We start from the raw sequence: 15,057 nt of genomic DNA on the forward strand, positions 1-15,057 counted from the left end.
CCCTTAAAACAAAAAAGCCGTGCAATATGCACGGCTTTTAAAATTACGAATTCGCTTTTTGGTGGATATGCGCGGCTGCTACAAACCCTTCAAACAACGGATGACCATCACGTGGAGTTGACGTGAATTCCGGGTGGAACTGCGCGGCAATAAACCATGGGTGATCTTTATTTTCGATAATTTCTACCAGTTTTTTATCTTCTGATAAACCAGTAAAGCTTAAGCCTGCTTTTTCAAGTATTTCTACAAAGTTATTATTTACTTCGTAGCGATGACGATGACGTTCAACAATTTCGTCGCTGCCATATACTTCGCGTACTTTAGAACCTGGTGTTAAATGACATTTTTGTGCGCCTAAACGCATAGTGCCACCTAAATCAGATTTTTCGCTACGTGTTTCAACATTACCTTCAGCATCTAGCCATTCAGTAATTAAGCCAACTACTGGCGCTTCTGAATTTGCATTAAACTCTGTAGAGTTTGCATCCGTTAAGCCTGCAACATTACGTGCATATTCAATTAATGCTACTTGCATACCTAAACAAATACCTAGGTATGGTACTTTATTTTCACGTGCGTATTTAGCCGCTAAGATTTTACCCTCAACACCACGTCCGCCAAATCCACCTGGTACTAAAATAGCATCTAAGTGTGAAAGTAATTCAACACCTTTGTTTTCTAAATCTTGTGAATCTACGTATTGAATATTAATTGTTAAACGGTTTTTAAGGCCCGCATGCTTTAATGCTTCATTAACCGATTTGTACGCATCTGGTAATTCAGTGTATTTACCAACCATACCAATTGTCACTTCACCCGTTGGGTTAGACTCTTGATAAAGTACTTGTTCCCACTCAGCTAAATCAGCTTCTGGTGGATCTAAGTGAAAACGACGACATACGAAGTTATCTAATTCTTGCGTTTTTAATAGCGCTGGAATTTTATAAATGCTGTCTACGTCAGGTAATGAAATAACCGCTTTTTCTTCTACGTTTGTGAATAATGAGATTTTTGCACGCTCATTATTAGGTAGTTTACGGTCTGAACGACAAATAAGAATATCTGGCTGAATACCTACTGAGCGTAACTCTTTAACAGAGTGCTGAGTTGGTTTTGTTTTAACTTCACCTGCAGGGCCTAAAAATGGCACTAACGTTAAGTGAATAAATAGCGCGCGTTCGCGGCCAATTTCAGTTCCCATCTGACGAATTGCTTCAATAAACGGTTGTGATTCTATATCACCTACAGTGCCGCCAATTTCTACAATAGCAATATCATAACCTTCAGCACCGTCGTATACACGTTGCTTAATATCGTTAGTGATATGTGGAATAACCTGAATAGTAGCGCCTAGGTATTCACCACGGCGCTCACGACGTAATACGTCTTCATATACACGGCCTTGTGTGAAGTTATTACGACTAGTCATTTTGGTACGAATAAAACGCTCGTAGTGACCTAAATCAAGGTCAGTTTCTGCGCCGTCTTCTGTAACGTAAACTTCACCGTGTTGAATTGGGCTCATTGTGCCTGGGTCAACGTTGATGTAAGGATCCAGCTTTAAAATGGTAACATTTAAACCACGGGCTTCTAAAATAGCGGCCAGTGAAGCTGCGGCAATACCTTTACCCAACGAAGAAACAACTCCGCCAGTAACGAAGATAAATTTTGTACTCATGCGAACCCTAGAATATCAGGAATTAAAAGGAATATAACACCCAAAGAAGAGCCTAAGGGTATATCATCAAGACGGGGCGAAATTGTACCAAAACACTGCTTATCAATCCAGCTAAAATTAGCTAATGCGCGCACAAAAAATGTGCACTATTTAACATTAAGCCTATTTTACTTTTTTAATCGCATCCCATGCGCTGTCCATTTCTTCAAAGGTGGCTGTATCTAAGCTTTTACCTTGCGCATGCAAATAGGCGTTTACCTTTTCAAAACGCGCTGAAAACTTATCATTAGCGCTACGAAGCAGTTGTTCGGGATCTCGTTTAACATGGCGTACAACATTAACAGTGGCAAAAAGTAAGTCGCCGAGCTCTTCCGCTGTATGATCAGATAACGGGTCTTGCTCAATCGCTTCTTTTACTTCAAGCACTTCTTCGCTCACTTTATCAAGTGCACCATGATACGTTGGCCAATCGAAACCAAGTGCGGCAACCCGTTGTTGAATTTTTTTGGCTTTACTTAAGCTTGGCATATTGGCAGGAATATCTTGCCAAAAAGAAGGTGATTCTGTTTGCGCTTTAGCACTGCGCTCTTGTGCTTTGATTGTTTGCCACTGGTGCGATAGCTGCTTATCTGTTAGCTCTTTTTTATCGCCAAATACATGCGGGTGACGACGTGTAAGCTTATCGTTTAATTGCTCCACTACATCATTAAAATCAAATAGATTTTGCTCTTGTGCAAGCTGCGCATAAAAAATAATTTGAAATAACAAATCACCCAATTCACCTTTAAGCTCATCTAAGTTGCCTGACTCAATACAGTCGGCAACTTCGTATGCTTCTTCTAGTGTATGCGGCACAATAGATTTAAAATCTTGTTTGAGATCCCACGGGCAACCGCCCTTGGGATCTCGCAGTGTTTTCATTATGCTAAGAAGTTGTGTAAGCGCTGCATTATCATTCATGATTAATGACCACGCTTGGCATCGTGTACACCTTCAATTTGGTGTAACTTAGAAAGAACACGGTTAGTACCCGATAAGTCATGTACTTCTATTTGCATCGTAAATATAGCTAACTGATTATCTTCAACCGTATTTACGTTCATATTTAAAACATTTACTTTTTCGTTAGCAAGTACTGAGCTTATATCGCGTATTAGCCCAGAGCGATCGGTTGCTTCTATTTTAATACTTAGTGCGTACGAGCCGTTGATATCATCAGACCAACTTACCGAAATAACACGCTCTGGATGCTGATTTTTTAAGTTATTAAACGAATCACAGTCTTCCTTATGAACACCTATTCCTCGACCTTGCGTTATATAACCTATTATCTCATCGCCAGGGACAGGACGACAGCATTTGGCTACATGGCTCATTAAGCTACCAACGCCATCAACCACTATGCCGTTTTTGTCACCGGTTACTTTGCTAGGCGCTTTAATACGAATAACCGGTTCATCTTCTGTCCGATCACTTACAAAGTTAAGCATTTGATTGAGGCGTACATCGCCCGCACCAATTGCAACCATTAAGTCATCAAGTTCTTTAAAGTTAAAACGCTTGATGGCTGGCTCTAAATCTTTGTATGTTAAATTAAGCTTTTGTAATTCACTGTCGAGAATTTCTTTCCCCGCACTTAAGTTTTTGTCGCGGTCGAGCTGTTTAAACCAGTGATGAATTTTGGCTCTAGCGCGCGATGACTTAATGTATCCTAATGACGGGTTTAACCAATCACGACTTGGATTTGGTTGTTTTTGGGTCAGTATTTCTACCTGATCCCCAGTTGTAAGTTGATGCGTGAACGGCACTATTTTGCCGAAAATTTTTGCGCCAATACAACGATGCCCTACATTTGAGTGAATGTAGTAAGCAAAATCAAGTGGTGTAGCGCCAAGTGGTAAATCGATAATATCGCCGCTTGGGGTAAATATGTATACGCGGTCTTCTACTACTTGGTTTTTAAGCTCTTCTGCTAAATCGCCACCATCGACTACTTCTTCTTGCCATTGAAGTAACTTACGCAACCAGCTAATTTTTTGCTCATAACCCGAGCCGCGTCCCGGTAATGCACCTTCTTTGTACATCCAGTGTGCAGCCACACCCAACTCAGCATCTTGATGCATATCGCTGGTACGAATTTGTATTTCTACTGTTTTACCTTCAGGCCCAAATACTACGGTATGGATTGACTGATAGCCGTTTTGTTTTGGGGTTGCTACATAGTCGTCAAACTCTTTATTAAGATGACGCCAATTGGTGTGCACAATACCCAGCGCTCCATAACAATCTTGTAGGCGTTCAACAACGATACGCATTGCACGAATATCAAAAAGCTGATCAAACTCGTAGTTTTTTTGCTGCATTTTTTTATAAATGCTGTAAATGTGCTTGGGGCGGCCATAAACTTGGGCCTCTATGCCCGCTTCACTTAAACGGTTTTTTACTTGCTCAACCATATCTTCCATATAGGCTTCGCGCGTAAGACGTTTGTCGTCAAGTTGTTTGGCTATGCTTTTATAGGTGCCTGGGTGCAAATATCTAAACGATAAATCTTCCAGTTCCCACTTTAATTGCCCTATTCCTAATCTGTTTGCCAATGGTGCAAAAATATCAGCCGTTTCTTTAGCGGCAATGACGCGGTCTTCTTCATCCGCATTTTTTACATTACGTAAATGACATACCTGCTCGGCAAGCTTAATGACCACGGCGCGCACATCTTCAACCATGGTTAATAACATTTTTCGAATATTATCAACTTGCATAGTGCCTTTACCTTGATGCGATAAAGTACTAATAGTGGCCATTTGTGCAACCCCAGTTAACAGCATGGCTATGTTACTACCAAGCTGCTCTTCTATGGTTTCAAGTGATATTAAATCGTTTAAAAAATACGGGGTTAAATACGCAGTAGCTAACGATTCGGGGTCGAGATTTAGCTCAGCTAAAATTTCAACCATTTCGATTGCAGTAGTTTGCCTGCTTTCATTATCACATTTTACGCAGAGCGCTTGCGCTTTAGTAAGTAGCTCTGTTTTTTCTTCAGACAAGGCAAGAAATGAAAGCCGAGTGCTAAAATCTGTTGTCTCATCTTGTTGATGTGATTGCCGTGTAGCTACCATAATGCGTTCTACCTCCGTTGAAATAACGCCATAGTTTCAATATGCCCTGTATGAGGGAACATATTCATTAGCCCAATTTTATTAAGATCAAAGCCAGCTTGTGAAATAATTGCGCTGTCACGGGCTAAAGTAACAGGGTCACAAGAGACATATAAAATAGTTTTAAACTGCTTTAAAGATAATTGCTCTAATACAGCCATTGCACCCGTCCTAGAAGGATCGAGTACAAGTACATCTAAATTTTTACTAAACCATGGGGCGCTCTGTATGCTTTGCGTTAAATCAAAGCAATGAAACTGCGCATTGGTAATAGAGTTAGTTTGCGCATTTTGAGCAGCCATTGCAACCGCTGAAGTTACACCTTCTACGCCAATTACAGATTTTGCTTGTTTTGCCAGCACTAATGAGAAATTACCAATGCCACAAAATAAATCCAATAAATTTTCATCACCTTTTAAATCAAGCCAATTTGCTGCTTGCTTTAACATAGCTTCGTTAACTTGCGCATTTACCTGAATAAAATTATCTAAACCAAATTCAAATTTTAGAGCAAATTCTTTAAGATAATAAAACGGCATGGCTAAGTGTGAATGATCAATTACATCGCTCTCGCTTTGCCATACTACTTCAAACTGTTGGCTCTTTGTTATGTGCTCAATCAAAGCCTTTGTATCTTCGTTAATTACTTTGGTGTGGCGAATAACAATAAAGTTTGTCTCATCACTTTGGCATAACTGTAAATGGCTTATACTATGAAGCGCTTTGTGTTGATTAATTAAATCATCAAAAAGTGTAAAAACATCTGCAAATACTTCATCAAGTACTGCACATTTATTAATACTGACAATATTTTTTGAACCACTGGCTCTGTAACCTACACGCATTTTTTTTGCTGCTTTATCAAACATAACGGCTATGCGAGCGCTGCGCCTGTAATGCACAGACTTACTTAATAATGGAGCTTGCCAGTTTAAGCTGTTTAATTTAGCAAACTTACTAAATAGCTGAGTAACTGCAGTTTGTTTTTCTACAACTTGTTGGCTTACTTCTAAATGCTGTAGTTGGCAACCACCACACTGATTGTAGTGCTCACAAAAAGCGTCAACTCTTGATTCACTCGCTTTAATAACTTTAATTACTTTTGCACTGCTGTATTTAGCTTTATCATCGACAAGCATTGCTTTAACTGTTTCATTTGGTAATGCGCCACTAACAAAACATACTTTATTATTATGCTTAGCAATGCCACGCCCTTGATGATCCATTCCCGTTATATTTAATTCTAATGTTTGTTGCTTAAGCGGTTTTTTTTTCGCTTTAAAAATTTGCGCCATTAGGCATTACCTTCACTTTATTTATGAAGCACCTATATTTAGATGCTTTAGAATGCGTGTTGAACCGTATATACTCAGACCATACTAATAACGATAAAACGCTCCCATCATGACCAAATTAGGCTTACGCGATTCTGTTTTAACACTGACCCTGATCCCAACGGTGATCATAGGATTACTACTTGGTGGCTATTTTACAATAAATCGTTACATTGAGCTTGATGAAATTTTATATCAGCAAGGTACTACTATTTCTGAACCCCTTGCTATTGCGCTTGAGCAACCCATGCTCGAAAAAAACAAACAGCTATTGAATCGCCTTATAAGCTACACACATAACAAGCACTCCCCTACCATTAAGTCGATTGCTATTTTTGATAAAAATAATGCGCTATTAATGACCAGCAATTATCACCGCTCATTTGAAAAGTTAATTAATCAAAAAACGCTCATAAATTTAAAAACAACTCATGTGCAAAAAACTGATGAGCTTATTACGTTTTTCACTCCCATTATTAACCATACAAGTCACGACTCTAAATGGGATCCATCGGCTTTTCAGTCATCTCTGGGCACCGTTATTATACAGCTAAACAAAGACCAAGCGGTTATAGGGCAACAACGTGCTTTATTAATTAGCGGTATTGTCATTATTTTATCATTGGTGTTTGCAGCAATTTTAGCTTTAAGGTTAAGCCGCATGTTTATGACGCCGCTTAATAAGTTAGTACTTGCAACCGACAAGTTAGTCGAAGGTAAAAGAAGTACTGGTCTTAACGACAACATGATAGGTGAATTTGAGCTATTGCGAGAAGGCTTAAATACCATTGCACACACTATGGTGATGCAAAAAGATGAAATGCAAAAAAATATTGATCAAGCAACGAGCGACTACCGCGAAACACTAGAGCAATACGAAACTTCAAATATAGAGCTCTCGTTTGCAAAAAAAGAAGCTCAAGATGCTAACCGCGTAAAATCAGACTTTTTAGCTAAAATGAGCCACGAACTTCGTACTCCGCTCAACGGTGTTATTGGATTTACACGCCAGCTTTATAAAACCCCGCTAAATAAACATCAAAAAGATTATCTCGATACTATTATGCTATCAGCAAATAGTTTAATGACTATTATTAGCGATATTCTAGACTTCTCCAAACTAGAAGCGGGTGCAATGGAACTTGAGTCGATTCAGTTTCAACTTCGTGATGCTGTAAATGAAGTGATGACACTACTCGCTCCTAGCGCACACGATAAACAATTAGAGCTATCCATTTACATTAACCAACAAGTACCAGATGACTTAACAGGCGATCCTACTCGCTTTAAACAAGTCTTAATAAACCTATTAAGTAATGCGATTAAATTTACTGAAAAAGGCTCCATTAAGGTCGACATAAGCCATCGGTTACTCGACAACGAACGTACCTCTTTACTTGTGGCAGTAACCGATACTGGTGTGGGTATACCAATGGATAAGCAAGACTCTTTATTTACTCCATTCGGGCAAGCCGATTCAAGTATTACACGTAAGTTTGGTGGAACAGGTCTTGGCCTTATCATTACCAAGCATATTGTTGAAGCGATGAGTGGTCGCATAACATTAAACTCTGCGCCAGGTAACGGTACCTGTTTTACGTTTAACAGTGTGTTTAGTTTACCAAATCATGTATTTACTAACGACTTGCCAACTAAATCGCTCATTGGTAAGCGTATTTTATATTTAGAGCCGCATGAGCATACACACCATGCTGTACTTTCGTTATTGACCCAGTGGGAATCAAGCGTAACAGCATGCTTTAACGAGACCAGCTTTTTAGACGCTATAAAAAATAGTGAATATAAATATGATATTTGCTTAATTGGTCATATGGCATCTGTTGATGATATGCAGCAGCTAAAAAGCTACGTAAAAGCCGTGCGTGAATCTACTGACTACTTATATTTAATGCTTAATACTGTATCGCACAATATGAGAGAAGCGTTTATTGGTAGCGGTGCTGATGCGTGTTTGAGCAAACCGCTTAATCATCGTAAATTATGTGAAGTACTTGCTGCGCCTTACAGACTTGACCACCCTACTCATAATATTGAGCAAAACGATCAAGCTTTGCTGCAGTTAAAAGTATTAGTTGTTGATGATAATGATGCCAACTTAAAGCTTATTCGCACGCTTTTATGCGAGCAAATTGAAACAGTAGAAACTGCGCATAATGGTTCTCAAGCTTATAGTCTAAGTAAAAGCCATAAATATGATGTGATTTTTATGGATATCCAAATGCCGATAATGGATGGTATTACAGCGTGTAAGCTTATTCGCGAATCATCATTAAATGAAGATACGCCAATTATTGCAGTAACGGCCCATGCCCTTCAAAGCGAAAAAGAGCAACTACTAAAAGATGGCTTTAAAGGCTATTTAACTAAGCCTATTGATGAGGATATGCTTAAACAAATCATTAGCGACCACAGTCCACAAACCCCGGTTAATCGTGATAAAGCGAAAACAGATACACCACAAAGCCCAGCACCATTTCAAAGCAGTCGCATTGACTGGGCACAAGCCCTGCAGCGTGCTGGCGGCAAGAACGAATTAGCGCTAGAGATGCTTAATATGTTACTTTTAAGCGTCCCTGAAACTCTTACATTGCTTGCTAAAGCGATAGAGAGTAACGATTGCCAACAAGTGTTAAGTATTGTCCACAAGTTTCATGGTGCATGTTGCTACACAGGTGTACCAAAACTAAAATCACTTGCAGAAACAATTGAAACATCGCTTAAAAATAAATGCTTGCTAGAAAATATTGAACCTGAATTATTTGAGTTACAAGACGAGCTTGAAAACTTACTTGCTGATGCAAATGTAACTGAGCTACAAAGATAAGCTTTGAATTTTAGATACAAAAAAACGCGGTATTAACCGCGTTTTTTAATTAAGCTGTTTAAATACTTATATTGGCAGTATTACATTCTTGCTTCAATCATTAATCGTTTCATGTCGCGTACGGCTTTATCGAGTCCATCTATCGCTGCACGAGCAATAATAGCGTGGCCAATATTTAGCTCGTAAATCTCAGGCATCGCGGCAATGGGTTTAACGTTATGATAATGAAGACCATGGCCAGCGTTAACAATCAAACCTAAGCTTGCTGCGTATTGAACACCTTCACGAATATGCTCTAATTCTTTGTGTAAATCAGTATCATTTGTTGCATCAGCGTACGCACCAGTGTGTATTTCTACATAAGGGGCACCACACTCTTTGGCTGCGTCTAATTGTGCTTTATCTGCATCAATAAATAACGATACTTTTATGCCCGCGTCGGTAAGTGTTTTTGTTGCGGCTTTAATTTTATCTATATTGCCCGCTACGTCTAAGCCGCCCTCGGTGGTTAACTCTTCACGTTTTTCAGGCACTAGGCACACATACTCAGGTTTTACTTCAAGCGCTATTTTTATCATTTCGTCGGTAACAGCTGTTTCAAGATTCATACGCGTTTGAATGGTTTTAGCCATCACATAAACGTCGCGATCTTGAATATGGCGTCTGTCTTCACGTAAGTGAATCGTAATACCGTCTGCCCCTGCATGCTCTGCGACACTGGCTGCATGGGCTGGATCTGGGTAATTTGTTCCACGCGCTTGGCGAAGTGTTGCAATATGATCTACGTTTACACCCAAAAGAATATCTTTCATTTTCTTACCTGTAAAATTACGTTTATTGAGAGGCCATAAATAGCTCACGGCTTTTTAATGGTTTACTACCTAATAAGGGTTTTAATAAATAGCGGCTTAATTGCTTTGCCATATATAGCACATCGCTTTGGCTAAAGTCATGATTAGCTATGGCATTAAGTTGTTTGCCGCTAAATCCAGAACGCGTATCTTCCTGTACTAAAAAACCAAGTTCGGGGAAATAACTATACGTTTGCTTTTCATCTATTGGCTCACCGCTGGCGTCAAAACTAAAATCCACGCCATAACCGAGTAATTCCAATAATTGAAACTCGTATGAGCGAAGTACTTCTTGTAAATTAGCCCCGCTGTTTAGGTTTCCTAAATGAGATTTATATAGCTCAAATACTTGTTCAATGGGCTCGTTAACAGGCACTATGCGATTGGTAAGCTCATTTAAATAAAAACCACAATAAAGCTCATCGCCTTTTAAAAAGTGCGAGTTACCATGCAGTTCAAACTTATTGATATATTTTAGATCGTACTTGCCGCTGTAATTAACAAGGAGTGCCTGAAACGGCTGAAGTTGTGCTTTATGTTTAGTGGCCTGGCGACCACTAATTCGGGCCAGCATTCTTAGCTGACCCACGCCTTCTACAAGCATATCTAACATTACTTGGGAGTCACTATAAGGACGCCGATGTAATAAATACGCGGTGTAGAAGTCGCTATCCATTCACTAAGCTACTGCTTGGTTTAGTCTTCACTGTAACCTAAGCTTCTTAGAGCACGTTCATCATCAGCCCAACCCGACTTCACTTTAACCCAAAGTTCTAAAAAGACTTTGTTATCAAGCATTTCTTCAATGTCTTTACGGGCTTCACGGCCAATGGTTTTTAGCTTTTCGCCTTTATTACCAATAACCATGCGTTTTTGCGTTTCGCGCTCAACAAGAATCAACCCATTGATATGCCAAATACCGTTGTCTTGCCACTTAAATTGCTCAATTTCAACAGTCACAGAATACGGTAGCTCTTCACCCATAAAACGCATTAGTTTTTCACGGATAACTTCTGCCGCCATAAAGCGCATTGAACGGTCAGTTACGTAATCTTCTGGGAAATAAAATTCACAAGGCGGTAAACGTTTAGTTACTTCCGCTTTAATTAAATCAACGTTTTTACCTTGCGTTGCCGATACTGGCATAATTCCAACAAAATCAAACTTGTCACTTAACCACTTCATATGAGGTAGCACAAGGTCACGGTCTTTAACTTGGTCAATTTTATTAATAACTAATAATACAGGTTTACCACTTTGCGATACTTTATTAAGTACCATATCGTCATCGGCATTCCAATGAGTGCCTTCAACGACAAAGATAATAAGCTCTACATCGCCAATAGAACTAGACGCTGCTCGGTTCATTAGACGGTTAATAGCACGCTTTTCTTCAACGTGTAGACCCGGTGTATCAATGTATACCGCTTGGTGTTTATCAACAGTATGAATACCCATAATACGATGGCGTGTAGTTTGTGGTTTACGTGAGGTAATACTCACTTTTTGCTCAATGATTTCATTAAGCAAAGTCGATTTACCTACATTAGGTCGACCAACAATGGCAACCATTCCACAAAATGTATCTACATCACGTTCATGAGGCTGTATTAAGGTATCAAGGTTCATTTTTAATTATCTTCAATGCTTTTTCAGCAGCTTTTTGTTCGGCCTTACGGCGCGAGCTACCAACAGAAATTATGCTATCCATTCCATCAACAATACATTCAACCGTGAATGTTTGATTGTGTGCTTGGCCTTGTGTATCAACCACAGTGTAGCCCGGTAAAGATAATTTACGGGCTTGTAAATACTCTTGCAGCAGGGTTTTAGGATCTTTCTGGTTAAGCCCTGGTGAAATAGCATCCAAACGTGATTGGTACCACGCCAATATCAGATTGCCACAGCTGTCGATACCTGAATCTAAAAATGCAGCACCTATAATTGCTTCTACTGCATCAGCAAGCGTTGACTCGCGACGGAACCCGCCACTTTTAAGCTCGCCCGGCCCTAAGCGTAAATAGTCGCCTAGACCAAATTCAAGACCAAACTCGGCAAGTGTTTGACCACGCACAAGCGTTGAACGCATGCGGCTTAAATCGCCTTCACGCGCTTTAGGAAATTTGGCATAAAGTGCATTGGCAATCACAAAGCTTAAAATAGAGTCGCCTAAAAATTCTAGTCGCTCATTATGTTGACCTTTGTGGCTGCGGTGCGTCATAGCTTGCTCAAGCAAACCTTGATCAGCGAATTCATAGCCAATTTTTTTATATAATTCTGTTACATTTTTTTTCATTGTTACTGAATATTACCTAGGCGCTCAAAGCGAACACCAGTTGGAACCCATCCTGGTAAAATATCATCAGGGCCATTCTCAAATTCAAAACTCATCCATATAAAGACAGCTTTACCCACCAAGTTTTCTTTTGGTACAAAGCCCCAAAAGCGACCATCTTGGCTGTTGTCGCGGTTATCACCCATCATAAAATAATGATCAGCAGGAACAGTCCATTCATCAGAAGGCGTGCCCGGTTGCTGGTAGTAACGCCCTTTTCTTTCAGGCGCTTGTGGGTTGATTAATATATCATGCGTAACTGTTGTTAAATTTTCATTCACACGAGCTAGAGGCATTGGGCCTTGTTTAAATTCGTTATCATTAATTAGTTTAAAATCAATTTTATTGAATTCATTACATAAAAGCTCACCCTGTTGGGTTTCGCCTTCTTTACAGTTTGGCTGAATATACAAACGTTTATCACGATAAACAATTTTATCGCCAGGTAAACCAATCGTACGTTTAATATAGTCAACACTTTCATCTAAAGGGTATTTAAAAACAACAATATCACCACGTTCAGGCTCACCAACATCAACTAACTGAGTGCGCCAAACTGGGTCTTTTATTCCATATGAATACTTTTGTACTAAAATAAAGTCACCTACTAGTAGTGTAGGCATCATTGAACCAGATGGAATCTGAAACGGTTCAAAAATAAATGATCTAAAAATAGTAATTGCTGCAATCATCGGAAAAATTGATTTTGCGGTTTCTGTTATTACTGGTTCTGGTGCAATTAATGCCGCAGTTTCTTCATCTAACGGAGCTCCAGCAGACGTTTGCGCTATCGCTAAACGCTCCTGCCTTTTAGGAGCATACATTAAGTGATCTATTAACCATATTAAGCCTGAGCCTAAAGTTAACAGCACCAATAAAACTGAAAAATAACCAGCCATTTATAATCCTTTGTTTTTATTTACCAACTTTCAAAATAGCTAAAAACGCTTCTTGAGGTACTTCAACATTACCTACTTGCTTCATACGTTTTTTACCATCTTTTTGCTTTTTAAGTAGCTTTTTCTTACGGCTCACATCACCACCGTAACACTTAGCAATTACGTTTTTACGTAACTGTTTTACCGTAGTACGGGCAATAACATGTTGTCCGATAGCTGCTTGAATAGCGATATCAAACATTTGACGTGGAATAAGCTCTTTTAATGCATCAGCTAACTGACGACCACGAGACTGCGCACCATCTCGGTGAACAATAATCGCAAGTGCGTCAACACGCTCACTATTAATTAAAATATCAACACGTACCATATCTGATGTTTGAAAGTGTTTAAAGTTATAATCAAGTGATGCAAAACCACGACTTGTTGATTTTAATTTATCAAAAAAGTCCATTACCACTTCAGCCATAGGTAGCTCATACGTAACAGCTACTTGCTTTCCGTGATAGGTCATTCTTGTTTGGCTACCACGTTTTTCAATACACAAAGTAATAACATTACCTAGGTATTCTTGTGGTACCAAAATATTAGCTTCAACAATCGGTTCACGAATTTCTAAAATATCGTTTACTGCAGGTAAATCAGACGGGTTATCAATCTGAAATGTACCTTCTTTAGTAACTATCTCATAGATTACCGTAGGTGCCGTTGTAATTAAATCAATATCGTATTCACGCTCTAAACGCTCTTGAATGATTTCCATGTGCAGCATACCTAAAAAGCCACAGCGGAAACCAAAACCTAGTGCAGTTGAATTCTCTGGTTCAAAGAATAACGACGCATCGTTTAAGCTTAATTTGTTAAGTGCATCACGGAATGATTCATACTCATCTGATGCAATTGGGAACATACCCGCATAAACCTGAGGTTTTATTTTTTGAAAGCCTGGCAAGCGAAGCGGCGCCGCATTTTTTTGATGAGTAATAGTATCGCCCACTGGCGCACCATGTATCTCTTTAATACCGGCAATAACAAACCCTACTTCACCGGTTCTTAAAATACCGGTATTAGTTTGCTTAGGTGTAAACACACCCACTTGGTCAGCTGTATGTATATGCTCGTTCGACATTATTTTTATTTTGTCGCCCGTGCGTAATTCACCGTGCTTAATACGCACTAGTGATACAACGCCTTGGTATGGGTCAAACCAAGAATCAATAATAAGTGCTTGTAGAGGCCCATCTTTTTCGCCTACTGGCGGCGGAACATCCCTAACAATCATTTCAAGTACTTCGGCAATACCTACACCCGTTTTAGCGCTACATTGCACTGCATCAAGAGCATCAATACCAATAATTTCTTCAATTTCTTCTGCAACGCGCAAAGGATCCGCTTGCGGTAAATCGATTTTATTAAGTACTGGAATTACTTCTAAATCCATTTCCATCGCGGTGTAACAGTTAGCTAATGTTTGTGCTTCAACGCCTTGGCCTGCATCAACAACAAGTAGTGCACCTTCACATGCAGCTAAAGAACGCGATACTTCATACGTAAAATCAACGTGTCCTGGAGTATCAATGAAATTAAGTTGATAAGTTTCGCCATCGTTCGCTTTATAATTCAACGTTACACTTTGCGCTTTAATGGTAATACCACGTTCGCGCTCAATATCCATTGAATCCAAAACTTGTTTTTGCATTTCACGGTCGGTTAAACCGCCACAAACTTGGATCAAACGATCTGAAAGGGTCGATTTACCATGGTCAATATGGGCGATGATCGAAAAATTACGGATATGCTTCATAAACTGGATTCTATACTTCTATTTTAATGGACTAAATATGAATACCTAAGTGACTTGAAAATACTTGCTATAGGATGCCATAAGCTAAATTTGTATATAACAAACATCACGAATGCTTTTTAAGATGGGTTATAACCATTTTATTTATTGAAT

General features: G+C 39.3%; 11 protein-coding genes. 1 reads left to right on the forward strand and 10 read right to left on the reverse strand.

Annotated elements, in window-relative coordinates; all coding sequences use genetic code 11:
* Positions 1-43: 43 nt before the first annotated feature.
* The 4 genes from I6F50_RS04045 to rlmD form a co-directional block, all read right to left on the reverse strand.
* Positions 44-1,678, reverse strand: coding sequence for a CTP synthase (locus tag I6F50_RS04045; protein ID WP_010553216.1), 1,635 nt, complete (start codon positions 1,676-1,678; stop codon positions 44-46).
* Positions 1,679-1,840: 162 nt separating this feature from the next.
* On the reverse strand, positions 1,841-2,638 hold the full coding sequence (mazG, locus tag I6F50_RS04050) for a nucleoside triphosphate pyrophosphohydrolase (RefSeq protein ID WP_165739869.1): 798 nt from the start codon (positions 2,636-2,638) through the stop codon (positions 1,841-1,843).
* Positions 2,639-2,640: 2 nt separating this feature from the next.
* Complete coding sequence (gene relA / locus I6F50_RS04055; RefSeq protein WP_010553214.1) at positions 2,641-4,797, reverse strand: GTP diphosphokinase; 2,157 nt, start codon at positions 4,795-4,797, stop codon at positions 2,641-2,643.
* 8 nt (positions 4,798-4,805) lie between these two features.
* Positions 4,806-6,131 (reverse strand): 23S rRNA (uracil(1939)-C(5))-methyltransferase RlmD, encoded by a 1,326-nt coding sequence (rlmD, locus tag I6F50_RS04060; RefSeq protein ID WP_197140016.1) that lies wholly within the window; start codon positions 6,129-6,131, stop codon positions 4,806-4,808.
* Between the two features lie 109 nt (positions 6,132-6,240).
* Here rlmD and barA point away from each other — a divergent pair, with 109 nt between their 5' ends.
* Entirely contained in the window at positions 6,241-9,015 is a 2,775-nt protein-coding gene (gene barA / locus I6F50_RS04065; RefSeq protein ID WP_197175359.1) for a two-component sensor histidine kinase BarA, read from the forward strand.
* An 80-nt stretch (positions 9,016-9,095) separates the two neighbouring features.
* Here the strand turns inward: barA and pdxJ are convergent, their stop codons facing one another.
* From pdxJ to lepA, 6 genes are read right to left on the reverse strand one after another with little or no spacing between them, the layout of a single operon-like run.
* Positions 9,096-9,827, reverse strand: coding sequence for a pyridoxine 5'-phosphate synthase (gene pdxJ / locus I6F50_RS04070; protein ID WP_166420197.1), 732 nt, complete (start codon positions 9,825-9,827; stop codon positions 9,096-9,098).
* A gap of 22 nt (positions 9,828-9,849) precedes the next feature.
* Positions 9,850-10,542 carry a DNA repair protein RecO gene (recO, locus tag I6F50_RS04075; protein WP_010553211.1) on the reverse strand — a complete coding sequence of 231 codons (693 nt, stop codon included), beginning with the start codon at positions 10,540-10,542 and terminating at the stop codon, positions 9,850-9,852.
* A gap of 20 nt (positions 10,543-10,562) precedes the next feature.
* Complete coding sequence (gene era / locus I6F50_RS04080) at positions 10,563-11,495, reverse strand: GTPase Era (protein WP_007581730.1); 933 nt, start codon at positions 11,493-11,495, stop codon at positions 10,563-10,565.
* Positions 11,485-12,162, reverse strand: coding sequence for a ribonuclease III (gene rnc / locus I6F50_RS04085; protein WP_166420196.1), 678 nt, complete (start codon positions 12,160-12,162; stop codon positions 11,485-11,487). The genes era and rnc overlap by 11 nt, the downstream gene beginning before the upstream one ends.
* 2 nt (positions 12,163-12,164) lie before the next feature.
* Positions 12,165-13,100: a signal peptidase I gene (gene lepB, locus I6F50_RS04090; protein ID WP_197175360.1), complete on the reverse strand. Its 936-nt coding sequence runs from the start codon at positions 13,098-13,100 to the stop codon at positions 12,165-12,167.
* A 16-nt stretch (positions 13,101-13,116) separates the two neighbouring features.
* On the reverse strand, positions 13,117-14,904 hold the full coding sequence (gene lepA, locus I6F50_RS04095; protein ID WP_197175361.1) for a translation elongation factor 4: 1,788 nt from the start codon (positions 14,902-14,904) through the stop codon (positions 13,117-13,119).
* Positions 14,905-15,057: the final 153 nt, after the last annotated feature.

Origin of the sequence: Pseudoalteromonas sp. NZS127_1 (assembly GCF_015864295.1) — a bacterium.
GTDB classification, from domain to species: domain Bacteria; phylum Pseudomonadota; class Gammaproteobacteria; order Enterobacterales; family Alteromonadaceae; genus Pseudoalteromonas; species Pseudoalteromonas arctica.

Bases quoted from the DNA above. Each gene is read 5' to 3' on its own strand.
- I6F50_RS04045 (WP_010553216.1), bottom strand. From the start codon at position 1,678: ATGAGTACAAAATTTATCTTCGTTACTGGCGGAGTTGTTTCTTCGTTG.
- mazG (WP_165739869.1), bottom strand. From the start codon at position 2,638: ATGAATGATAATGCAGCGCTTACACAACTTCTTAGCATAATGAAAACA.
- relA (WP_010553214.1), bottom strand. From the start codon at position 4,797: ATGGTAGCTACACGGCAATCACATCAACAAGATGAGACAACAGATTTT.
- rlmD (WP_197140016.1), bottom strand. From the start codon at position 6,131: ATGGCGCAAATTTTTAAAGCGAAAAAAAAACCGCTTAAGCAACAAACA.
- barA (WP_197175359.1), top strand. From the start codon at position 6,241: ATGACCAAATTAGGCTTACGCGATTCTGTTTTAACACTGACCCTGATC.
- pdxJ (WP_166420197.1), bottom strand. From the start codon at position 9,827: ATGAAAGATATTCTTTTGGGTGTAAACGTAGATCATATTGCAACACTT.
- recO (WP_010553211.1), bottom strand. From the start codon at position 10,542: ATGGATAGCGACTTCTACACCGCGTATTTATTACATCGGCGTCCTTAT.
- era (WP_007581730.1), bottom strand. From the start codon at position 11,495: ATGAACCTTGATACCTTAATACAGCCTCATGAACGTGATGTAGATACA.
- rnc (WP_166420196.1), bottom strand. From the start codon at position 12,162: ATGAAAAAAAATGTAACAGAATTATATAAAAAAATTGGCTATGAATTC.
- lepB (WP_197175360.1), bottom strand. From the start codon at position 13,100: ATGGCTGGTTATTTTTCAGTTTTATTGGTGCTGTTAACTTTAGGCTCA.
- lepA (WP_197175361.1), bottom strand. From the start codon at position 14,904: ATGAAGCATATCCGTAATTTTTCGATCATCGCCCATATTGACCATGGT.